Origin of the sequence: Salinivibrio siamensis (genome assembly GCF_001996005.1) — a bacterium.
GTDB classification, from domain to species: Bacteria; Pseudomonadota; Gammaproteobacteria; order Enterobacterales; family Vibrionaceae; genus Salinivibrio; species Salinivibrio siamensis.
In genome coordinates, this window is record NZ_MUFB01000009.1 from 96,805 (window position 1) to 118,309 (window position 21,505).

Sequence of the window (21,505 nt, forward strand, 5' to 3'; positions counted from 1 at the left end):
ACGATTAACCTCGATCGTGACAGGCGCCCGTTGGCAATGTCCCCTATCCAACATAGTGTTGGGGCTTGTGTCACCTACGCTGCCTGTGCGGCAGTGAACGTAATTCGCTACCCCCATCACCGAGCGAGACATTTCTAAGCTGCCTATGCGGCAGTGAACTCGTCCGTCGTGACGAGTGCCAAACGTCATAGTTTCTAAGCTGCCTGTGCGGCAGTGAACAGCACAAAAGAACGCGTTCAATCGCATTGGGCTTTCTAAGCTGCCTATGCGGCAGTGAACAATAGAATAACTTAATAATCGTCAGTGACAACAGGCTGTTAGGATAAAAATGGCCTTTTACCCTTGTTTAAAAGGGGATTCCGTAACTATCTGTATTTATTGTTTATTTTTAAATAGCCAAAAAATAAGGGTAAGAAGGCGCCGATTTAGCGCCCGGTTTGGCGGGATCATGAACCGATGGTGAAGTCCTCGTGCAGGGCTTTCCAATGATCACGTAGCATCGCTTTGTGCTCCGTTAACATCGGTAATTGCTTAAGTTGATTTGGCCACATATTTCGCGCCAGGTTGATCGTATCCAATAGGTGCGGTTTGATCATTTGCCACGGCACACCCACATCTTGCGACCAGCGTTCGAAATGGCTCAAACCAATATCATACCAACGCTTGCTTTTCGCCATTTTCAACGCAATGTTGTCATATTCAATATAAGGCTGCGTAAAGACCACATCATAAAGCGGTGCTAGACGCGGCAACATGCGATCGGGGTAACAGATCGTCCAATTTTTTAAGTGCGCATCGCCGTTCCCGAGCAAGATATTAATCAGCAGCCTGCGTGCCATTTGCTGTATGTCTTCTCGCCCATTAGCGCTCTCGCGATATAACACTTTTCCCAACTGCTCATAGTTCACTTTTTGATATTTATCTGAAGGATATAAGCCAAATACCTGTGCAAAATCCTCCGCATGTATTCGGCCGTCGGGTCCGCGATCAAAGCGTTGTATGCCATACGCAAGAGGCTCGTTTGGCAGCTGAATATTGGGTAACCCCTCTAACTCAGCCACATTGATCAAACGTCTTTCGGGAACCACGGCGCCGGCCTGCGCAGCGAGCGTCATACATGTAAACTCGTTGAGAGGCACCCCTTTATGTACGGTTGAGGGCGTTTTTATGATCCATGAGTCTTCATTGGCGTCGTGATCAATATGGTACCGCCCATCACGGTGCGATGAAGAAAACTTCATTTGTACGCCGGCTAATGAGAATTTGCTATCAGCATGCTTAACATCAATCTGCTGCGGCGCGGTTGAAAGCCTTTGCGCCAATGCCCAACGCGGTAACTCTCCAGCTTTAATTGGCGTCGCCACAATAGCACCGGGCAGGTTTTTACCCATGTATGCCAGTATCGCGAATTCATTGTTTGTGTGACACTGTAATGCCTTTGACACGACATCTCGTAATGCGCCTTCAGGGAGCAAGTTGGAGAGCACTGGCGGCAGTTTGTCCGTGCGAATTTGTGGTGTGCGTAAGTATTGCGGATCGCGACGTTGCCTCAACGAAAAGGTTAAACGCTCATGCTGAGAGGTGGCGATAAACGCTGGGTTGAACGTGAGAATATTCTTCCCACCCGCGTAGTGGGTGACAATCGCTACGTCAACGCCATGCAGTTGAATGTTTAGTCCCTCAACCTTTTCACTGGTTTTGGTCATCGCTACGCTCCGTCCCTAACCAAAAGTCGAGATCGTCGTTATCATCATCTTTATAACGACCGAGGTTTACCGGCTCATCGATCGTCTGAGACGTTTTGGGCGTAAGCGTTAATGTCAGGTCGAGCCCTTCGAGCACACGCAGCAAGGTCGATAGCCGGACATCACTCCCCGCCTCTACTCGCTGGTACTGCTGTTGTTTCATGCCAATACGCATGTACATGTCAGACTGCTCTAGTCCAAGTGACTTGCGACGCGCTTGCAATGCACGCGCGATATCTTTTAATGACGCCATGATACCCTCAAACAACTTTAATGTTGTACTACAGCCTATATACAACATATTAGTTGTCATTTAAGGAATTACAACATATTCATTGTTTAATAAGTCACAACATCAAGACTAGCATGGTGCATTTACATCGTTTGATATAAGCGCCAATCGAGCCAGGCGCCCGTTGACAGTTTTATATATCCAACACCGTACCGGCGCTTGTGTCACCTACGCTGCCTATGCGTAGGTCGGACAAGCGCCAGTGCAGTGTCAGCCATCTATTACCCAAGCGGACTGCGCGCCTCCGACATCGGCGCCAACGATTAACCTCGATCGTGACAGGCGCCCGTTGGCAATGTCCCCTATCCAACATAGTGTTGGGGCTTGTGTCACCTACGCTGCCTGTGCGGCAGTGAACTTCAAATTGTTCGTAATGGCTACATTCTGTCCTTTCTAAGCTGCCTGTGCGGCAGTGAATCCTTGCTGGCAAAGTATTCAACGAGGGACTGATTTCTAAGCTGCCTGTGCGGCAGTGAACACTAACACCACGCCGGATTTACTCGGCACGTCTTTCTAAGCTGCCTGTGCGGCAGTGAACAGCCATTGCTCGTTGTTGAGCTGTTTTTGAGTTTTCTAAGCTGCCTGTGCGGCAGTGAACTGCTCTGGCCAGATTAACGCTTGATACTCATCTTTCTAAGCTGCCTGTGCGGCAGTGAACAAATAAAGCCCCGCGAGGCGGGGCTTTTTTAATTTCTAAGCTGCCTGTGCGGCAGTGAACTTTGCCTATCACCTTACAGAGATATTCAATCTTTTCTAAGCTGCCTGTGCGGCAGTGAACGCTATGAAGTAAGAACTGGTGCCACGATCACCTTTCTAAGCTGCCTGTGCGGCAGTGAACTTCTACCTACCACTGCCGCCTGATGGGTTTTTTTTCTAAGCTGCCTGTGCGGCAGTGAACAAAGATCCCGACAACCGCGAAGCAGTGACCGAWTTCTAAGCTGCCTGTGCGGCAGTGAACCGCAGGCATGGCGAGCGAAAAACCAAGAATTATTTCTAAGCTGCCTGTGCGGCAGTGAACAATAGAATAACTTAATAATCGTCAGTGACAACAGGCCGTTAGGATAAAAATGGCCTTTTACCCTTGTTTAAAATGGCCTTTCTTAACTAGCTGTATTTATTGTTTATTTTTAAATAGCCAAAAAATAAGGGTCATAAGGGGTTTAGGCATCCCCACTTATTGATCCGCGTTGCTCAACGTATACGTAATTATTAGTCCAATGCGAGGAGGAGACTATGCGACTGACTGAACCTGGTGACGTAGACCGGATCATTGAAATGGCGTGGGAAGATAGGACCCCGTTTGAGGCGATTGAAGCACTCTATGGGCTACGCCAAGATGATGTGATTGCTTTAATGCGACGTGAATTAAAACCGCGTAGTTTCAAAGTATGGCGTGCGCGTACACGTGGTCGCAAAACCAAGCACACAGCCCTGCGTTCCAGGAGCGTGATGCGTAGCCATTGTAAGACACAATACAAGCTTAAAGCCGCCAAAAAGTGACCATGTTGACGATAAGTGACAGCATCACCGCATCAGAATATGGGTGAATACAGTCTCTACGCGGTGTTAAACCAAAGTGACAGCCAATTTGTCACTTTCTTGTAACACTCATCCACCCCGTCCCAAGCTCAACAGACCCATACTATAATCTTTATTTTCAATAAGTTACCAAGTTAAACACCGACTAATCCAACCGGTTATCCACAGTTTCTGTTGATAGTAAACGCGGAACGATAAACTTATTTTTTATTTTATTATCAGAACGTTAAACACAAAAAACGGTTTTTTATAGAAAATTCTTGACGGCTGGGCGGATAAAGGTGCAATCCATACGGTTAATCGAGCCAACGGCGTGCTACTTCCATCAATAACTTATCTTTAAAAGGGTGAGCCAATAATGTCACGCCATAAGGTGTGTTTTGATGCTCAAATAACGGGATAGTGAGCTGGGGTAAGCCACATACATCCGCCAGCGCCATGAGTCGTCGCTGGGATAAGTTGAACGCATCACCGTCTGACGCATCCGCATCACGAGGTAAAATGGCGCCCGGTGTGGATGGGATCAGTAATACTTTATCGCTTGGCCACATGGCACAAACGGTATCTCTCAACTGCTTGCGGGTTTTCTTCGCCTGATAATGCGCTTTGTAGTCGACAGCTTGTAAGCGGTCTAAATACTGTTGGGTTGAGGTGGGCAAATCAAGCTTGGCCTGTTTCAACCATGCGCCATACATCAACAGAAACTCTTGGCTGGCAATTGACACCTGTGCATTCTCAAGCCGCGACAGCACCAGTTTGTTCATGGTCAACGTCGACTCTTGCGGTAAGCTTAAATGCTCAAGATGCTGGTAGACCTGCGCCATCGCTTCATCGCTGTAGAATAACGCAAAAACCGCCTCGGCGATGACCACGCCTTGGATATTCGTCACGGCGGAGGACGGCTTGGCCACCAGCTCTTGGAACTGACTTAGCGGGCCAAGTGCCGCGCTGCACACACCTACATTATCAAAGGTTTCCGAGACAGAGATGATCCCCTGGGTATCGATAAGGCTTGGCGTGGGACGATATCCGAACAGTCCACAGTGTGCAGCAGGGATCCGTACGCCGCCAAATGCATCGTTACCAATGCCCAAATCCGCCAGCTTTTTTGCCACCGCCACCGCGATACCTGCGTTTGCCCCTCCGACGCGGTATTGGCGAAAGTGAGGATTGCGAAGCTCCGCATAAAACGGATTAAAACCGGTAATACTGAAGCCTAAAGGATCCATTTGCAGCTGCCCAATCAAGCTGGCGCCCTGGGCCATCATGGTTTTGACAACCGCAGCGTCTTGGCTGGCGGCGGTGCGTCCCTCAGACCATGAGGGGATCCCGATACCAGCGACATGTTCCTCAACAGACACCGAGTGGGACACTGCCAGTTTATAACGCCGAAACACCCCATTTAGGCTGTCTTGACGTGGTGGATCGAACGGGTGCGCAAACATCGCTTGATCGAGCATGTACACAGGCCTCATCAGTCACGCTTATTACTTATTGATCAGTGTAATACATGTGCGTGAAATCAGGCGCTATTTCACGGTTTTCCGCACTGATATCTTGAGCGTGCCCACTCGCGGTCTGCGATCTCGCTATCGATTTTCGTGCGAGGCAATGATTAAAGCGATGTGAGATGCGTGCCTAGTCGCGATACTGTTTATAAGTTTACCGCGGTTAAACCTGGTACTTGTCGACAGGATTGTTCAAAAGCGCTGAGTTTGGGCGCCAAGTCAGCACTAACGAAGGTGTGTTCGAGTATTTGTACCTTACGTGCCAACTGCCAACTATCCACCGACGCCCCCTGCCCGTAAGGAATGGCATAAACATGAAAGTGCTGACGCTGTGCTACGTAATCCAAGTTTGGTGGCACACGGAGAGGCTGATAGCCCTGATTAAGGTAGATATAAAACTCGCCCATACAATTCGCGACCACATATGACCCTTGCTCACTGCGTAAGGCCAAGTAAGGCCGTGCGGTCTCTGCATATTGATTGATATGCCACTGATTCGCGTCAGGGTTAAGCTGAATCATCGGGGCAACGGGTATCGCTGGTGCAGGCGCCGCCTGAGGCTGAGGCTCATTATTCGCTTGCGTGGGCTGAGACTCTGAGGGCGCTGGGTCGATAATACGTACACGTTGTGCGGTCTGGTCCTGATCTTGCCCCCAAAAGCGGTCAACCCATTGCTGCCATTGGCCCAATGGGCTTATCAGCAGCGCCATCATGGCCCAAGACACAAGCACCCAGCGCCAAGATAAACCAGGTTTGGCTGGCTTTAATGTCACTGGTGTCGCTTTGCGAGTGAGATCAGTTTCCAATTGCTCTGCGCGCGATAGCGCTTCTTTTAACTCACGGTTCACCTGTACCAGGTCTTTTTTACGTTGGTCCTGCTCGCCCTGTAACGCGTGATGCTGAGATTCCAATGAGTGATGCTGTCGCTCAAGCTTTTGGTATTGCTCGCGCCATTGGCGATTATCAAATTCGAGTTTGGCAATTTTGGCTGTCAAGTGTGCGGGGATTTGAGTATTGGCTTGGCGAGACTTCAATGTTCGATTTTCTTGTTGTAGCGCCGCCAGTTCTTTTTGTAGATGCGCAATTTGGCTGCGCAATGCTGCCTGACTGGCACCACTTAGCGGCTGACCCAGCGCACTGCCCTCGCCTTTACCTGACTTAACCGCTTGATAGGCTTCACTGACCAGCTGCATTAGCCCCGTACTGCCTCCTTTATCTGGATGTACGCGGCTAGAAAGTCGCTTATAGCGCTGTTTTATTTGCTCGGCATTGTCGCCAGCGTTCACGCCTAAAAGTTCGTTCCACGTGGTCATGCTGCTGCTCGTTATCCTACTCGTTGCCTGTCCAGATTAGCCAATTTATCGGCCAATGTGGGAAAAAATTAACCCCTTTCATCTTGTTTTCAAGTTAACAAACTCGGCGAAGGCATGCGTCGACATCTCTGTTGTTAGAAAGAAATACTAAAAGTTTGTGTTTTTTGCCATTAAGAAAGAATTATTCCCCATTCACTGATTTTTGCATTGCATTCATATTTCTGTGATCTATCATACTTTCCGTCATGACGACGTTCCGATGAAGACAGCAGGAGAGAGGTGGCTGACGCCATCCGCCGAAGAAGTAAATCTTTCAGGCACTTAATTGTATGGACTGCTGTTGGAGGAGACTCTGGAGAGACCCGTTAGTTCGGGCGCCGAAGGAGCAAGCTTGTTTTCAAGTGAAACTCTCAGGCAAAAGGACAGAGGAGATACCCACCCCAATATGTAGCACTTTTGTTAATATTAGTGTGGTCTATCTCCTCCTTTGATGTTTAAAGGGGGAATGAATGCCATTTTTTTCGCAACTACCAGATATACAAACACTTCTAGCCACCATTGACGACTGGATATGGGGGCCACCGCTTCTTTTGCTACTCACCGGTACGGGGCTCTTTTTTACAGTACGGTTAGGGCTACTCCAACTCCGTCGCCTGCCGTTTGCGCTCAAGCAAATCTTTAAGCCGTCGAACGCCAAAACCCAAGGGGATGTTTCAGGGTTTGCGGCACTGTGTACAGCCTTATCCGCAACCATAGGTACCGGAAATATCATCGGCGTGGCCACCGCCATTTCTCTTGGGGGCCCAGGAGCACTGTTTTGGATGTGGCTCGCCGCCTTTTTGGGCATGGCGACTAAGTACGCCGAGTGTCTACTCGCGGTGAAATACCGTGAGGTCGACCATAAAGGCAACATGCTTGGTGGCCCCATGATGTACCTTTCTAAAGGTGCCGGTAAACCCATTCTCGCCAAGCTCTTTGCTTTATTTGGACTGGGAGTGGCATGCTTTGGCATAGGCACCTTCCCACAAGTGAACGCGATTAGCAGCGCGGCGACCCACTTATTTAATATCCCAACAGCCGTTGTTGCAGCCCTGTTAACCGTGCTCGTCGCCTCAGTCACCTTGGGTGGCGTCAAATCCATTTCCGCCGTCGCCGCCAAGATTGTGCCTGTTATGGCAGTGCTTTATGTAAGCGCGTGCTTGTGGGTCCTCGTGGCAAACGCCGAACAACTACCACAAGCAGTCAGCCTGGTGTTTGAATCTGCTTTCAACGGCATGGCCGCAACCGGAGGCTTTGCGGGTGCCGGCWTGATGCTTGCGATTCAATCAGGTATTGCACGTGGGGTATTCTCTAACGAATCTGGCCTCGGGAGTGCGCCCATTGCCGCGGCCGCAGCAAAAACGGACTCCTGTGTTGAGCAAGGCTTAGTATCAATGACTGGCACCTTTATCGATACGCTGGTGATTTGTACCATGACAGGACTGACCTTGATCCTAACGCAATCTTGGTCTGGGGAGCTCGCAGGCGCCGCCATGACCTCACATGCGTTTGCGGTAGGGATGGAAAGCAGTGTTGGTCCGGTGCTGGTCAACATTGGCCTATTGTTTTTTGCCTTCACCACCATTTTAGGTTGGCACTATTACGGCGAGCGCTGCGTCGCGTACCTGTTTGGCAAAAAAGCCATTTATATCTATAAGCTATTCTTTATCGGCTTAATTGCATCCGGTGCCTTTATTCAATTGAATACGATTTGGATACTGGCCGATATCGTCAACGGCTTAATGGCGATTCCTAACTTGATTGGTTTATTGCTGCTGCGCAAGGTGGTCATTGCGGAAACCCAAGCTTACTTTGCCACACTAGACAACCGGACTCGCGCAACCAATGTACCGAGCCAAGAAAACAACGCCGTTGTTGATGCACAGTGAAAGTGATTAGCGACTCGCTAAGAAGTTGAACAGCGGATAAAAAAGCCGACGTGTCGACGCGTCGGCTTTTCTTTTCTGCTCATTGTTCGCGTTCACGCATTGCATCGCGTTTACGCATAAAACGATTAGGCGTATTGACGCTGCGCTTCATCAATACCCAGTTTGCCTAAAATCGCACGCGGGTTGACAAAATTGCTCACGCTTACGTCGTGCTCGACTTTATCGCCCACGGCAACAAATTCGTAGTTTAGCGACTGTGTGGCTTGTTTATCCCACACCCCATCACCAAAATAAATGCGCCGCTCAAAATGGACACCGTAATCTTGTTTGGCGCGGAACGCAGCCAATGCCATCACTTCGCTACGACTCATCGCATCTGAACACGAAGAAAAAACAATACCGTCAATATTAAAACCAGCGGCTTTAAGCTTCATCCGTGCGGTCTCTTCCCAGCCTCCTGTTGCTATCGCCAAGGCAACGGTCGGCATATGACGCATCTCATCAATAAATGCTACCGCACCTGGCAACGGCTTTAATCCGTGGTTAGCAATTGCGCTGGCCAGTTTATGCGTAAATACGCGCTTAATTTCTCGAAACAACATGATCTTTTCGCGCTGAAGATCATGACTATCAATCAGCTCTTCAATGATCCCCGCATCGGTGACATTGGTGTAGCCACCCCAATCATCCGGCACCGTTAAACCGGTAACTTCATAAACAGCTTGACTAAAACACTCGTGGTCCATTTGGCAGCTATCGACCAGCGTGCCATCCACGTCTAACATAAATAAATTTTTCACGCGCATTTCCTCAAACCCCGTTGCGTCCCACAAGCGACCGACTTGTGATTTGATCTGGCGCTTTGCCGTTCTTTGTCTTGGATACCTAGCCAACACAACGGGCATTATAACATTATTTTTACATTTTGAACGACTATCGGCCGCTATCATACGCCCATGCTCACGCAGCGCAACTGACCACGCCACGTGCAGCGACATCAACAAAATTTTTGAACAAGTTTAACGAATCTGTACGCTGGTGTTCATTATGAAAGTCTCTAGACTACATCGAGTCAACAAAACAACCTCATGGGCAAAACGCCATAAACTGTAAGGAGAGACGCATGAAAGCGCTGGTACTGAAATCAAGTATTCTTGGCCCCTACTCAAGCTCAAACGCTGTGATTAACAGTGTGGTGGATGAGCTGTCTCCAGACACGCTGATTGAGCGCGATCTTGCTTCTACCCCATTGCCGGTTCTCACTGGGGACAATGTGGGCGGCCTACGCGGTACAGGTGAACTCACTGATGCCCAGCAGCAAGTTCAGCAAGCCTCAGATCAGTTGATTGAAGAAATTCAGCAAAGCGATACCCTAGTGATTGCTGCGCCTATGTACAACTTCACTATCCCCGTGCAACTCAAAGCTTGGATTGATCTCGTTGCCCGTGCGGGGGTGACTTTCCGTTACACTGAAAATGGTCCCGAAGGTCTACTGAAAGGCAAGCGTGCCATTGTGGTCACCACACGCGGTGGGATGCACAAAGGGGGCACGACCGACCATATCACGGGTTACATGCAGACCGTACTTGGCTTTATTGGGATCACCGACGTCGAGTTTGTTTACGCCGAGGGGCTGGCAATGGGCGAAGGCACTGCAAGCCAAGCCATTGATGAGGCCAAGCAAACACTGAAACGCTTAGCGTCTTAGCGGCGGATAACGCATGCTTTTGGGTGTTCGCGCGACGTGAACGAACCGACCTTTCCACCTGCCTTATCACGATAGCCTGCCTGCGTGCAGGCTCTCATTATCGATCTTCACTGCTGACTGCCTGTTTTTATACGCATCAGCGCTTCAATATTGCGCCGGTTAGCTCAGGATTGGTGATACGCGATGCCAGTGTTACCATACTGGTTTATCGCAGGATTTTGCGCCTGCTTTCTTATTGACCAAGTTGGATTCGATTGTGACAGACGCCGACCAGCCAAGCTTTTTTTTCTACGACTTTGAAACATTCGGCACCCATCCAGGTAAAGACAGGCCTTGCCAATTTGCTGGCGTTCGTACCGACAGTGATTTTAATGTCATCGGTGAACCCTTAGTCCTGTACTGCCAACCGCCGAATGACTACTTACCGGCACCGGAAGCCTGTTTGGTCACCGGGATTACACCGCAGTTAGCACTGAAAAAAGGCTTATCCGAACCGGAATTCATCGCACAGATCCATGCAGCCTTCTCGCAACCCAATACCTGTATTGTTGGATATAACAACGTCCGCTTCGATGATGAAGTCACGCGCTATACGCTGTACCGCAACTTTTTTGACCCCTATGGCTGGAGCTGGCAAAACGGCAATTCACGCTGGGATTTGCTCGATGTGATGCGCGCCTGCTACGCACTGCGCCCAGACGGCATTGAGTGGCCCCATGATGACAACGGTAAACCCAGTTTTAAATTAGAAAACCTATCCGTCGCAAACGATATTGAGCATAGCGACGCGCACGATGCCATGGCCGATGTGCACGCAACCATCGAGCTGGCAAAAAAGGTCAAAGCGGCGCAGCCACGGCTATTTGATTATTTGTTAAAACATCGCCATAAAAACAAAATCAAGCACCTGATCGATGTGGTGAACATGACACCTCTCGTGCATGTCTCTGGCATGTTCGGCACCGAGCGCGGCAACACAAGCTGGATTGTGCCCGTTGCTTGGCATCCTGATAACCCCAATGCCGTGATTACTGTCGATCTGGCCCGTGACCCGGCCCCTTTATTTGAATTGGATGCTGACGCACTGCGTGAACGCCTGTACACGCCACACCACGACCTCACGGAAGGACAATTACCGGCACCACTAAAACTGGTGCATATTAATAAATGTCCCGTGCTCGCGGATGCAAAAACATTGCGACCGGAGGATGCCGCCCGACTGGGTGTGAATMGCGAAGCCTGCTTACAGCACCTGAAAACATTGAAAGCAAGCCCTGAATTACGCGAAAAGCTTGTCGCTGTATTTGCCGATGCTAAGCCTTTCGACGATCAGGACGTGGATACGGCTCTGTATGCTGGCTTTTTCTCAAAAAGCGATCGCAGTGCGATGGATATCATCCGTGCACGCGATCCTGAAAATCTTGCCGCTCTGGATCTCAGCGTTGATGACTGGCGCATCAAGCCGCTGTTATTCCGTTATCGCGCGCGCAATTATCCGTGGACGCTCACCGAAGCCGAGCAAAAAAAGTGGTTTATGCATCGACGTGATTACTTTGAAACGCACCTTCCTGCCTATATGGATAACCTGCAGCATCTCGCTGAACAGCACCAAGCTGAGGAGGACAAGGTTCGCGTATTAAAAGCGATTTACCACTATGTTGAGTCACTGGTTGGCTAACACCGGCACGGTCGCTAAAGACGCATAGCCGATACACCGATCTGTCTAGAAGGCGACCAACCGTCACTCCGACCTTAGTCTACCTATCAGGTGGCTGAGGTGGACGGGTTTGGTCGCCTTTTATTTTTAACGTCATGTTTTTTAAGTCATTAACTAGCAACACTGACATGTTGTCTACTTTGTCCTACCAAAAAAAAGATAGCTTGACCAGTTGCAGTTCTGTGATTTGAGTCCACACTTTTAAAAAGGATGTTGTTTGGAGTGTGGGTAATGATGACAACAAAAGTAGATACGCGCTGTTACCGCTTTCCTGAGGTTGATTTTGAACCAGAAAGCCGTACGTTATATTGGTCTGATGACACGATGACGGTTCTCTCTTATGAAGAGTCTCGTTTACTCGAGATGCTTTGCTACTATGCCGGAGAGGTACTCTCGAGCCGCACATTATTCAAACAAGTGGCCTTGCCCGATAGCTCATTTGCCCAACATCAAAGTGTGGTGACATCATTAATGGCTAAATCCTACCGCAACGGCAAAAAATGCCTCCCGTTTGAGGTCGTCGGTGAGTTTGGTTTTCGTGTGTCTCTTCCACAGCAAACACTTGCCAAGCGTCCAGGACGGGCAGCAAACGCTACATCGCAGACACCCCCAGCGTCTTTAACGCATTCAGCCACCATTGAAGAATCATCGTTTAGTATTGCTAAACCACTTACGGTCCTGGTCACGGCAGCGGCGGTCATTATTGGCATGACAGCATTACTGACCCAAGCTTAGCCTGTTTGATGCCCGTGGGTACCACGGGCGTGTCGTGTTAGCTCGTCGTTTTTGCTTTGTTCATTGGCCTTTAAAACCGAGAAAGAGATAATGCCACGCTGCTATTTATCGCTTCTGCTGTTTATCACGCTGCTGAGTCTCTCCGCACCTACCCGAGCCACTAATAACCAAACCTATGTTGCACACCTTGGCGAACTACCTGGTTTGATCAATTTGGATGGTAGCGGTGCGTTTGTTGATTTCATCCGCTATCTGGATGAGCAAGACCCTCACACCCGCATCACCATCGAAGTGTTTCCGATTCATAGAGCGATAAACAGTGTCGCACAAGGCCGAGCCGACTTTGGTTTGCCTGCCGTGCGCCCAACGCGGGAAGTGTCTACCTTGCCTTTCGCCTTTAGCGAGGTGTCATTTGGCCAGGTCACTCATGTCCTTTACACCAATAAAGCGGCCCCACTCTCGGTCAAAGAACTCTGGGCAACTCCCTCGCGCTATACCATTGAGGCAGTTCCCTACTATATGCCTTTTAAGGTGCAACGCTCGCACGGTATTAAACAATCTTTGTTACGCTTGGCAGCAGGAAGAATTGATGGGTTCGTTTGGGCGCAAGAGGAAGCTGACATGGCACTCAAAGAGCTAGGCTTAACCATGATCAAACGCGCGCACTTCGCTGACTTTGACGATGTCTTTATTATCCCTAAAGGCAAAGCGGGTCAGGAAATCAATGCGTATCTGACACGACTGATTACTCGCTTGCGTAACCAAGGGGATCTCGTGCATGAGTACCGTAAGGTGCATCGCCCCTATGTCGATTGGCAGCCATAAATCTCTCAACCGCATTTCGGCTCGCGGACGCCTGTGCCTACTCACACCACCATAATGGCCACATTCATCGGCATAAAAATATTGATATCACTCTAACTTTCAGCAACAAGTAACTCTTTGCAAACTATGCGTGATTTCTCTCACACAATTATTCAAAAGGCTTCTCTACACTATCCTCCCGTTAACGATAAAGAAGAGATGCTATGCGAACCGCACTTACTGACGCACTGACACAATTGCCCGACGCACTGCAAAGTGTTGTCTCTGATTGGATAAATGACGCAAGCTTTGGTGCTACCTTCACACCAGAACAAGTGGCGCAAATGGAATCCGCCAGTGGCCTTAACGGCGCCGCTCTGCGTCTTGCTTTATTGCCTTTGGCGGCGGCCTATGCGGTTACCCCCATATCTCAGTTTAATGTTGGAGCGATTGTCCGTGATGAAAGCGGCACCTTGTATTTAGGCGCAAACATTGAATTCACTGGAGCGCAACTAGGGCAAACGGTGCATGCCGAGCAATGCGCTATCAGCCATGCTTGGACAAAAGGGGCAAAACGCCTAACCGATATTACGATCAATTACAGCCCATGCGGTCACTGCCGGCAGTTCATGAATGAGCTCAATGGTGCTGAGTCCTTGATCATCCAGCTGCCACAATCCGATCCGAAAAGCTTGCACACCTATCTACCTGAGCCGTTTGGTCCTGCTGACTTGGGGATTGAGTCTCGCTTATTAACTGACGAATCCAATCAATTATCAACTGATGATATTGATATACCATTACTAAAAGCAGCCGCTGACGCCGCTAACCGCAGTCACGCGCCCTATTCAGGTAATTATAGCGGGGCAGCGGTTGAAACCAATGACGGCAAGTTTTTCTCTGGCATGTATGCCGAGAACGCGGCTTTTAACCCAAGCCTTCCTCCTCTTCAGGTTGCATTAATTGCTGTCAATATGGCGGGCTACCATTGGACAGACATTCGCTCTGTTGCACTGGCCGAAATGGCAAGCAGCACGGTAAGTCACCTTGCCGATACACAGGCGACCCTGGATGCCATTGACCCGGATATCCCCTTCGTCTACTCAACACGCTAACCCCTTCCTTATTTATCCGACCCTCGGGGGATTTCAGGTCGCCCTGGGGTCGGATTTACGCTACTATCCGTGCGTCTTTTTTCGGATAGTCATGGCAATGAAACAGATTCATAACCCACTCCAAGGCGCAGCCTGGATGCTGACCGCAGGCCTGTGTTTTGCCCTCGTTAACAGCCTGTCTCAGTACGTTAGTTTTAAAATGGGCTTACCCTCTACCACGGTTGCCTTCATTCAATACGCCATCGCCCTGGTTGCGATGATCCCTTGGTTGAAACAACTCGGGATCCGTCAAGCACTCAAAACCCAACACCTTGGTCAGCATTGTTTGCGGGTGTTTATCTCCGTGATTGGCATTCAACTGTGGCTATGGGCGCTGGCCTACCCAGTGCCCATTTGGCAAGGGATTGCGCTATTAATGACCTCTCCGCTCTTTGCCACGGTCGGCTCGGGGTTATTTCTCCGTGAACGGGTCGGCATCGCACGCGGTCTTGCGACGCTCGCTGGGTTTTGCGGCGCCATGATTATCCTCGAGCCATGGTCAAATGGGTTTACCTGGGCCACCTTATTACCGGTGGGCGCGGCGTTTTTCTGGGCTACCTACTCACTCATGGTAAAGCGTTTATCCTCTTATGATCCGCCCACCACCATGGTGGTCTATCTGCTCTTGTTGATCACGCCCTTTAATTTGCTGCTCGCCGTGCCCGATTGGACGTTCCCCCAGACATCAACCGCATGGTGGATGTTATTTGGTGCCGGCATACTTACCGCTCTCGCCCAGTGGGCCATTGCCAAGGCATATGCCGTTTCTGATGCGTCTTTTGTGCAGCCTTTTGATCACGCTAAACTCCCTCTTAACGTCCTCTTCGGTTGGCTAGTGTTTAGCTGGGTTCCACCCGGTCGACTATGGTTAGGGGCGGGTATTATTATTGCGGCGGTTTTTTTTATCACCCACTGGGAATCACGCCAATACGCACAGGCACAAAACAAGCTCGCGTAATCGGTTTTCTTGTTTCTACGTCCACTTGTCCACTAGCGCTACTGCTTACTCAGTCAAAGCGCTTGCTACGTCAAAGAAAAGGGGCCGTCAAGGCCCCTTAGCACTCTCTCAACCACATCGGCCACTATGAAGCCGCCGCTTTGAGTAACCACACTTGTTCGCCACGCTCGCCATCAGGTTCCGTGTGGGTTTCGAGCAAGCTGATGTCTAACCCTTGGAACGCCTCTTCTACCACTGACGCGTCGATGGAAAATGGCGGCGTGTTATCCGTTTGAGGATAAAACAAGGTGATCAGCAGCAAACGTCCTCCAGGTGCAAGCAAAGTTCGAATATGACTGACATACTGCGCGCGCATAGCAGGAGGCATAGCAACCAAGGCGGCGCGATCATAAATCAATGGCATAGGACTCAGGCGCGCGGTAAAGAAATCGCCATTAATCAGCTCCAGTTCATCAAAACAATAGTGCATATGCCCTGATGGGGCGCGATAAACCTGAGGGGTATATAAGTTTTCCGAGAAAAAGGCACGCACTGCGATCTCACTAAGCTCGACGCCAATCACATGCTGATGTTTTTCAGCAAGCCAGTTGAGATCGATCGACTTTCCGCAAAGGGGCACCAAAACCGTTTCGTCACTTTGTGGGGCCAGTGATGACCAGTGGCGGATAAGCATCGGGTGTACCGTATCGCGATGAAAGCCTATTTGGTTTTCAGCCCAGCGCTGATGCCAGAACGCTTGTTCCATGCTATCTCCAACGTGATGAAAACGGTGATTTTAGCAAGTTATTTCCCCAAACTCACTAACGTCGAGACTCAGACGCGTTAGACGCTATTATCGATCTTGATCACAAACTAGCCACTAAGTGACTTGCGAGTGATGCCACAAAACATTACTGTTTAAACATACAGTATTGATTATATATACAGGTGTTTTATGTACGTGACGTCTAATGTGTCAAATCAAGCTAAGGTTCAGTCTCCCGCGCGTGTCACGTCATCATCTTGCTATCATGCTGCTTTTACCGCCGCCACACAGGTAAACGCACTCTGGCAAGCGACCTTACGCGAGATTGCACTGCAAGCACGCCAGCCCAAGTGGGTCACGATCATTAATCCACCTCGCGCTTTAAATGCGGCACAGCTTAGCCTCTGGGGCATTAATGCGAATCAGGTACGCGTGGTCCATCGCCAAGCAGGGTACGATGATGAAGCGCTTATTGATGCGGCGTTAGCGGCTGACACCTCATGTGCCATTATCGCCTTTACCCCAACAGACAAGCCGTTCAATTACTGTGAGCAAAACAAACAAGGGATCGCGCGCGTCGATCCCGCCTTTATCCAGCGTCACTAATTCACGCAGTATCAATAAGTTGGGATGATGGCTGGTTAGGATTGAGGATTAAGACCTGAGGGTAGCGTTAGACGAACCCATTCACGGTTCTCATTGCTGTACTCAATTTGCGCATCGGTTTGCTGGCTAATCGCCTCCATTTGTCGATATTCAAGGGCATAAGGCATTAAAATCGTTAGCTCTTCAATGCCTTGTTGACGCGCAAGACGTGCCAGCTGCACCAAATTGGCCGTATCGGTGTTACGCACCGACATCACGCGAGTGGCTTGCTGGTATAGCTGCTCTTGTGCAGAAAGCGGAGACGCTCCATCACTGGCTTGATGTTCAAGCACAGTCGTAAAGATGGGTAATAAACTGCGAAAAATATCGGTAAACGTCCAGTTTGGTTGCTGACTCTCACACAAAAAGTGGGTGTAGTCGAAAACGACTTCTGTGGGCGCTTTCAGCTGGGTTGACAGCACATCCATGGCTTACCTCCAGACAGAAAATGAAATAGACACTCCCACTATAGGCAGTTTTAAACGTATGTCTGGAAGATCGTACAGTATTTTGCGCTTGATCATGCTTTAGCTAAGGGAATGCGCAATAAAGACAAACTTTATTAACACAATAAAAACAAATAGTTGATAATAGAAAAGTTTGTTTACCCTAGCATCACAATGCGGGGAGAAAATCAGACAAGAATATTGGTGAGTCGAGTGAACATCCGCTTACGTATCAAATACCATCATCAAACACGTAAGCGGATGCGCAAAGGGATCAACAAGCTTTGTAAATCACCTTGTTGGCGGCGACTTGAACACGCTCAACGGCGCCTTCTTCAGTCAATTTTTTCAATGCGCCTGTCGCCCAAGAAGCCGCTTTCGTGTCTTCTTGACCAGCCGCAAGGCCAATCCCTTTTGGATTAATGCCGTCAGGGTTTGCTTGAACAATCTCGAGTACTTGTTGTTGCTTTGGYGTCAATGAAGAGACTGAGCTCGCCACCGGTGCCTTAGCGGCTGGTTTTGCTGCTGGTTTCGCAGCGGCAACCGGTTTTGATTTAACCGGACGCTGACGTGCTGGCGATGATGCCTTAACACGCTTGTTGAGTTTAAGTTGTACCTTACGCTTGTGAGAGATTTTCATTCAATCATCCTACTCCGACGCACTACGTTCAGGCTTGCTGAATGCAGCGGGTGAAAAACAAAGCGCGTGTTATACCAAATTTCCAGCCACTTTTGTAGGTAACCGCCCCCTAATAGGCGCAAAGATCGTGATATTCAGCGATAAATGTTTACCAATCCAGTGATTCTTAGGCAAACTAATCAGACACTATGCGCGTATATTTAACGGGTAGTTTGTAAAAAAGACGGGGCGGTTTTGCCACCTCTTGCGAAGAATGGATGATTATGGATGCTTTAAAGACGATCAAAATCTATCCTCCTCAATTTGAAGCGGCGCGMTGGAGCATGTTAGCCGCCATGGCGGTGGCGTTTCTTTTGATCTGCTTTTTCCTCGTCCAACCGACGCTCTCGCTTGGCCAGGGCTTATTGGGCTTGGCGGCCATAATTGCCATTTTTTATGCCGTTAACCAATTGCTTCAACGTGTTCAGCTCTCTTTTTCATTGTCATTTATGCACTTACAGCACCATAGTTTTCGTGGTGGCTGGGCGCTTAAGTGGCGAAACATTGAAGCCATTGGCATCCCGCACCTCCACCGGCAAGGGTTAGGTGAACCGCTTCCATGGGTTGGAATAAAAATTAAGCGTTACGATGTGCTCTTAGACAGTATCAGCTTGCGAATGGTGACCCACATTATTATGACGCAACGCGCGTTACTCATCACTGCGTATCGGCGTGGAGACCATAAACCCAGTAAACCGCTGGAAGACATGATGTTTGATGACACGCCGTATCGGGGAAGCAACGGCGTGCTATACAAAGGATTGATGGCCATGCTGGCAAACCGTATGCGCTATACCAGAGAGTTACTCGGGTACGATTTGTTTGTCAGCGAAGACTTGCTCGATAGACCCCTCGAGGACTTTGTTGGCGTCGCCCGGCGCTATTTGGCCGCTGCCAGCGGTGATGACTAAAGACTAGCCTTTAGCATCAGATAGCAGCAAAAGGCCGGCTGTTCTCAACGGTAGGTTAGAACGCTCCCGTTAAAAAGGGGTTCGTTTTCCGCTCGTGACCCAAGGTCGATGTAGGGCCATGGCCAGGTATAAAGGTCACATCATCCCCAACCGGCAGCAAGGTGTGTTTGATGGCGTTGATCAAGGTGGCGTGATCCCCTTTGGGAAAATCAGTTCGCCCGATACCACCGTTAAATAGCACATCTCCTACCCAAGCGGTTCGCCCTTCCAAATCGACAAACACAATGTGGCCAGGGGTATGTCCAGGGGCAAACAACACCGAGAGCGAACTATTACCCACGGATACGGTGTCACCTTGTTGTAGCCACTGATCAGGGTCAAACGGCTCAGCGTGCGCGAAACCAAACATTTGGGCTTGTGCCGGCAACGCTTGTAGCCAGAAAGCATCTTCCTTGTGCGGTCCCACCACAGGGACATTCAACGCGCTAGCAAGCTCAACAGTGCCGCCAACATGATCTAAATGGCCATGCGTTAGGAGGATTTTTGTCACCGTCACTTCGAGCGAATGAATGACTTGGCGAATTTTAGCAATATCCCCACCGGGATCCACGACAGCCGCCTGTTGCGTTTGGTCGCACCAAATAATGGAGCAATTTTGCTGAAATGCCGTGACTGGCACAATTTCATAATGCAACGCCATGGAGTTAACCTTCTCTTTGTCTGTTCAGTGACGCAATAACACGTAATCCGTGACACGCCCTCAGGTTTTGAAYCGTCAATATGCGCCTCACTATGCCACGMTGTCATCAGTTTGCAACTATGCTGCCAAGGAGGTGTCACTTTTACTATCTAGGCTAACGTCAGGATATCTGGATAAATCAGATGCGCATTTTTGCATGCAGGGTTGCTTATGTTAGATGTTGATAAAGTTCTATCGTCTCATTATCCCCAACTAGAACAGCGTGACTGGCTAAAACGTCCCGTCAGTAAAACCCTTAAACGGTTACTTCATGAGCAGGAGTTTCAAGCCTTTGCTGAGCGGTATCCTCATCTGCAAGGGTTTGAGTTTGTTGAGCAAGTGCTCGATTACTTTAACTTTAGCTATCGGGTGAGTGATCGCGAGAAAGAGCGGATTCCCGAATCAGGACGTGTCGTGATTATCGCCAATCACCCTATCGGCTCGCTGGATGGACTAGCGCTGTTAAAACTGGTGCGCTCTGTCCGACCGGACGTCAAAGTGATCGCTAACGATTTATTAATGCAGGTTGAACCGCTCCACGGTTGCTTGTTGCCCGTCAACAATATGGGGGGATATACCCCGAAACAGAACCTACAAAACATGAYTCAGTGGCTGGAAAATGACGGAGCAATCATCATTTTCCCCGCCGGTGAAGTGTCACGGGTTGCGCCAACCGGGATCCGTGATGGCGCCTGGCACCCTGGCTTTTTACGCATGGCAACCAAATCAAAAGCGCCCATTCTCCCGATTCACGTCCAGGGCCGTAATTCAGCCCGTTTTTATGGCGCATCCATGGTATATAAGCCGCTCTCTACCCTGTTGCTCGTCGAGGAAATGTTTCGCCAAGAGAACAATACCATTGCTTTTACCGTCGGCGAATTAATCCCACACCACAGTTACAGTGCTACTGCCTCCCTGCCCGTCAAAACACGCGTTAAGTTATTCCATAAGCACTTGTATCGTATTGCCAAACGCAAGCCTGGCTTGTTTCCCACAGAGACAGCCATCGCCTCTCCCGAGCCTCGTTTAGCGCTTAAACAAGCCCTCAATGCTGGCCAGCAACTCGGACAAACACCGGATGGTAAACTGATTTATTTACTCGACTATCAAGCAGACTCCCCTGTCATGCGCGAGATTGGACGATTACGTGAAGTCGCTTTTCGTGCTGTGGGAGAGGGCACAGGTCAGCGACGTGATCTCGATAAATATGATCAGCATTACTGGCATTTGGTCCTTTGGGATCCCGCCGAACTCGATATTGTGGGCGCCTACCGCTTATGTGACACCCAAGCGACGCTCACCGCCCAAGGGCTTGATGGGATCTATAGCGCGAGCTTATTCGATTTTGAGCAAGGCATGCAGCCGTATCTTGCACAGGGGCTGGAGCTGGGACGTAGTTTTGTGCAACCTAAATATTGGGGCAAACGGAGTTTGGACTATTTATGGCTTGGTATTGGCGCTTTGCTCGCGCAGAAGCCACAGTACCGTTATCTGTTTGGTCCAGTCACCATCAGCAACGCCATGCCACAGGCGGCTAAAGAATTGCTCATTTTCTTTTACCGTACCTACTTTACTGGCGAGAGCGAGTGTGCACGCTCTAAACGCCCCTTTGAACTGGCAGACAGTAAAGAAAGTGAGCTTCTGGGTCACTTCTACGGGAACGATTACGCCAAAGACCTTAAACAACTTAAAATGCTACTCGATCACTTGGGCGTTGGGATCCCCACCTTGTACAAACAGTATAGTGAGTTATGTGAACCAGGTGGTGTCCAGTTCCTGGACTTCGGCGTGGATCCTGACTTTGCCGATTGTATTGATGGTCTTGTTTTGGTCGATCTTAAGCGCTTAAAACCCAAACGTTATCAACGCTACATTGCCCCTCACCTGAGCCACCAGCCTAACGCTGATACATCTCGTTGAGCTAACGACAATGGCGTGA

Annotated in this window: 20 protein-coding genes, 1 CRISPR repeat array and 2 riboswitches; of the genes, 11 read left to right on the forward strand and 9 right to left on the reverse strand. The window is 49.6% G+C overall.

Annotation, left to right across the window (positions count from 1 at the left end):
• Positions 1 to 446 precede the first annotated feature (446 nt).
• Positions 447 to 1,706 (reverse strand): type II toxin-antitoxin system HipA family toxin, encoded by a 1,260-nt coding sequence (locus tag BZG73_RS06650; RefSeq protein WP_077607100.1) that lies wholly within the window; start codon positions 1,704 to 1,706, stop codon positions 447 to 449.
• Positions 1,690 to 1,998 (reverse strand): helix-turn-helix domain-containing protein, encoded by a 309-nt coding sequence (locus BZG73_RS06655; RefSeq protein WP_077667898.1) that lies wholly within the window; start codon positions 1,996 to 1,998, stop codon positions 1,690 to 1,692. The genes BZG73_RS06650 and BZG73_RS06655 overlap by 17 nt, the downstream gene beginning before the upstream one ends.
• 369 nt (positions 1,999 to 2,367) lie before the next feature.
• A CRISPR array of direct repeats spans positions 2,368 to 3,055; the repeat unit is 28 nt; unit sequence TTTCTAAGCTGCCTGTGCGGCAGTGAAC.
• A gap of 215 nt (positions 3,056 to 3,270) precedes the next feature.
• Here BZG73_RS06655 and BZG73_RS06660 point away from each other — a divergent pair.
• Positions 3,271 to 3,537, forward strand: a complete 267-nt coding sequence (locus BZG73_RS06660) for a TIGR03643 family protein (RefSeq protein WP_077607099.1) — start codon at positions 3,271 to 3,273, stop codon at positions 3,535 to 3,537.
• A gap of 335 nt (positions 3,538 to 3,872) precedes the next feature.
• On the opposite strand, the gene BZG73_RS06665 is transcribed toward BZG73_RS06660, so the two are convergent.
• Entirely contained in the window at positions 3,873 to 5,036 is a 1,164-nt protein-coding gene (locus BZG73_RS06665) for an amidase family protein (RefSeq protein ID WP_158075273.1), read from the reverse strand.
• Positions 5,037 to 5,230: 194 nt separating this feature from the next.
• Complete coding sequence (locus tag BZG73_RS06670) at positions 5,231 to 6,397, reverse strand: J domain-containing protein (protein ID WP_077667900.1); 1,167 nt, start codon at positions 6,395 to 6,397, stop codon at positions 5,231 to 5,233.
• Positions 6,398 to 6,656: 259 nt separating this feature from the next.
• Positions 6,657 to 6,744, forward strand: a riboswitch (glycine riboswitch).
• Positions 6,745 to 6,747: 3 nt separating this feature from the next.
• Positions 6,748 to 6,825, forward strand: a riboswitch (glycine riboswitch).
• An 81-nt stretch (positions 6,826 to 6,906) separates the two neighbouring features.
• Between BZG73_RS06670 and BZG73_RS06675 the strand changes: the two genes are divergently transcribed.
• Entirely contained in the window at positions 6,907 to 8,325 is a 1,419-nt protein-coding gene (locus tag BZG73_RS06675; RefSeq protein WP_077667901.1) for an alanine/glycine:cation symporter family protein, read from the forward strand.
• Between the two features lie 125 nt (positions 8,326 to 8,450).
• Here the strand turns inward: BZG73_RS06675 and BZG73_RS06680 are convergent, their stop codons facing one another.
• Entirely contained in the window at positions 8,451 to 9,125 is a 675-nt protein-coding gene (locus BZG73_RS06680) for an HAD family hydrolase (RefSeq protein ID WP_231637370.1), read from the reverse strand.
• A 323-nt stretch (positions 9,126 to 9,448) separates the two neighbouring features.
• Here BZG73_RS06680 and BZG73_RS06685 point away from each other — a divergent pair, with 323 nt between their 5' ends.
• The 6 genes from BZG73_RS06685 to BZG73_RS06710 all read left to right on the forward strand — a co-directional run bounded on the left by BZG73_RS06685 (position 9,449) and on the right by BZG73_RS06710 (position 15,401).
• Complete coding sequence (locus tag BZG73_RS06685; RefSeq protein WP_077667902.1) at positions 9,449 to 10,033, forward strand: FMN-dependent NADH-azoreductase; 585 nt, start codon at positions 9,449 to 9,451, stop codon at positions 10,031 to 10,033.
• 256 nt (positions 10,034 to 10,289) lie between these two features.
• Positions 10,290 to 11,711, forward strand: a complete 1,422-nt coding sequence (sbcB, locus tag BZG73_RS06690) for an exodeoxyribonuclease I (protein WP_077667903.1) — start codon at positions 10,290 to 10,292, stop codon at positions 11,709 to 11,711.
• Between the two features lie 270 nt (positions 11,712 to 11,981).
• The gene (locus BZG73_RS06695) at positions 11,982 to 12,485 is read left to right on the forward strand and encodes a hypothetical protein (RefSeq protein ID WP_077667904.1); all 504 of its coding nucleotides are present in this window, start codon (positions 11,982 to 11,984) and stop codon (positions 12,483 to 12,485) included.
• A gap of 90 nt (positions 12,486 to 12,575) precedes the next feature.
• Positions 12,576 to 13,310, forward strand: coding sequence for an ABC transporter substrate-binding protein (locus BZG73_RS06700; RefSeq protein WP_077667905.1), 735 nt, complete (start codon positions 12,576 to 12,578; stop codon positions 13,308 to 13,310).
• Between the two features lie 203 nt (positions 13,311 to 13,513).
• Positions 13,514 to 14,404 (forward strand): cytidine deaminase, encoded by an 891-nt coding sequence (cdd, locus tag BZG73_RS06705; protein WP_077667906.1) that lies wholly within the window; start codon positions 13,514 to 13,516, stop codon positions 14,402 to 14,404.
• Positions 14,405 to 14,501: 97 nt separating this feature from the next.
• Positions 14,502 to 15,401 (forward strand): DMT family transporter, encoded by a 900-nt coding sequence (locus BZG73_RS06710; protein ID WP_407690282.1) that lies wholly within the window; start codon positions 14,502 to 14,504, stop codon positions 15,399 to 15,401.
• Positions 15,402 to 15,525: 124 nt separating this feature from the next.
• Here the strand turns inward: BZG73_RS06710 and BZG73_RS06715 are convergent, their stop codons facing one another.
• The gene (locus tag BZG73_RS06715) at positions 15,526 to 16,146 is read right to left on the reverse strand and encodes a thiopurine S-methyltransferase (RefSeq protein WP_077667907.1); all 621 of its coding nucleotides are present in this window, start codon (positions 16,144 to 16,146) and stop codon (positions 15,526 to 15,528) included.
• A 189-nt stretch (positions 16,147 to 16,335) separates the two neighbouring features.
• Here BZG73_RS06715 and BZG73_RS06720 point away from each other — a divergent pair, with 189 nt between their 5' ends.
• Positions 16,336 to 16,752 carry a hypothetical protein gene (locus BZG73_RS06720; RefSeq protein ID WP_077667908.1) on the forward strand — a complete coding sequence of 139 codons (417 nt, stop codon included), beginning with the start codon at positions 16,336 to 16,338 and terminating at the stop codon, positions 16,750 to 16,752.
• Positions 16,753 to 16,787: 35 nt separating this feature from the next.
• On the opposite strand, the gene BZG73_RS06725 is transcribed toward BZG73_RS06720, so the two are convergent.
• Together BZG73_RS06725 and BZG73_RS06730 are read right to left on the reverse strand one after the other, a co-directional pair.
• Positions 16,788 to 17,219, reverse strand: a complete 432-nt coding sequence (locus BZG73_RS06725) for a hypothetical protein (RefSeq protein ID WP_046073160.1) — start codon at positions 17,217 to 17,219, stop codon at positions 16,788 to 16,790.
• A 292-nt stretch (positions 17,220 to 17,511) separates the two neighbouring features.
• Entirely contained in the window at positions 17,512 to 17,877 is a 366-nt protein-coding gene (locus BZG73_RS06730; RefSeq protein ID WP_077667909.1) for a MarR family transcriptional regulator, read from the reverse strand.
• Positions 17,878 to 18,140: 263 nt separating this feature from the next.
• Here BZG73_RS06730 and BZG73_RS06735 point away from each other — a divergent pair, with 263 nt between their 5' ends.
• Positions 18,141 to 18,827, forward strand: a complete 687-nt coding sequence (locus tag BZG73_RS06735) for a DUF2982 domain-containing protein (RefSeq protein ID WP_077607091.1) — start codon at positions 18,141 to 18,143, stop codon at positions 18,825 to 18,827.
• A gap of 55 nt (positions 18,828 to 18,882) precedes the next feature.
• Here BZG73_RS06735 and BZG73_RS06740 read toward each other — a convergent pair whose 3' ends face one another.
• Complete coding sequence (locus BZG73_RS06740) at positions 18,883 to 19,527, reverse strand: MBL fold metallo-hydrolase (protein ID WP_077607090.1); 645 nt, start codon at positions 19,525 to 19,527, stop codon at positions 18,883 to 18,885.
• A gap of 210 nt (positions 19,528 to 19,737) precedes the next feature.
• On the opposite strand from BZG73_RS06740, the gene BZG73_RS06745 reads away from it, so the two are divergent.
• A complete protein-coding gene (locus BZG73_RS06745) occupies positions 19,738 to 21,486 on the forward strand; it encodes a GNAT family N-acyltransferase (protein WP_077667910.1) in 1,749 nt (582 codons plus the stop codon).
• Positions 21,487 to 21,505 lie beyond the last annotated feature (19 nt).

Excerpts from the sequence above, each read along its gene's own strand:
- BZG73_RS06670 (WP_077667900.1), bottom strand. The coding sequence starts at position 6,397 with ATGACCACGTGGAACGAACTTTTAGGCGTGAACGCTGGCGACAATGCC.
- BZG73_RS06650 (WP_077607100.1), bottom strand. The coding sequence starts at position 1,706 with ATGACCAAAACCAGTGAAAAGGTTGAGGGACTAAACATTCAACTGCAT.
- BZG73_RS06660 (WP_077607099.1), top strand. The coding sequence starts at position 3,271 with ATGCGACTGACTGAACCTGGTGACGTAGACCGGATCATTGAAATGGCG.
- cdd (WP_077667906.1), top strand. The coding sequence starts at position 13,514 with ATGCGAACCGCACTTACTGACGCACTGACACAATTGCCCGACGCACTG.
- BZG73_RS06665 (WP_158075273.1), bottom strand. The coding sequence starts at position 5,036 with ATGCTCGATCAAGCGATGTTTGCGCACCCGTTCGATCCACCACGTCAA.
- BZG73_RS06655 (WP_077667898.1), bottom strand. The coding sequence starts at position 1,998 with ATGGCGTCATTAAAAGATATCGCGCGTGCATTGCAAGCGCGTCGCAAG.
- BZG73_RS06740 (WP_077607090.1), bottom strand. The coding sequence starts at position 19,527 with ATGGCGTTGCATTATGAAATTGTGCCAGTCACGGCATTTCAGCAAAAT.
- BZG73_RS06695 (WP_077667904.1), top strand. The coding sequence starts at position 11,982 with ATGATGACAACAAAAGTAGATACGCGCTGTTACCGCTTTCCTGAGGTT.
- BZG73_RS06685 (WP_077667902.1), top strand. The coding sequence starts at position 9,449 with ATGAAAGCGCTGGTACTGAAATCAAGTATTCTTGGCCCCTACTCAAGC.
- BZG73_RS06715 (WP_077667907.1), bottom strand. The coding sequence starts at position 16,146 with ATGGAACAAGCGTTCTGGCATCAGCGCTGGGCTGAAAACCAAATAGGC.
- BZG73_RS06710 (WP_407690282.1), top strand. The coding sequence starts at position 14,502 with ATGAAACAGATTCATAACCCACTCCAAGGCGCAGCCTGGATGCTGACC.
- BZG73_RS06720 (WP_077667908.1), top strand. The coding sequence starts at position 16,336 with ATGTACGTGACGTCTAATGTGTCAAATCAAGCTAAGGTTCAGTCTCCC.
- BZG73_RS06725 (WP_046073160.1), bottom strand. The coding sequence starts at position 17,219 with ATGGATGTGCTGTCAACCCAGCTGAAAGCGCCCACAGAAGTCGTTTTC.
- BZG73_RS06700 (WP_077667905.1), top strand. The coding sequence starts at position 12,576 with ATGCCACGCTGCTATTTATCGCTTCTGCTGTTTATCACGCTGCTGAGT.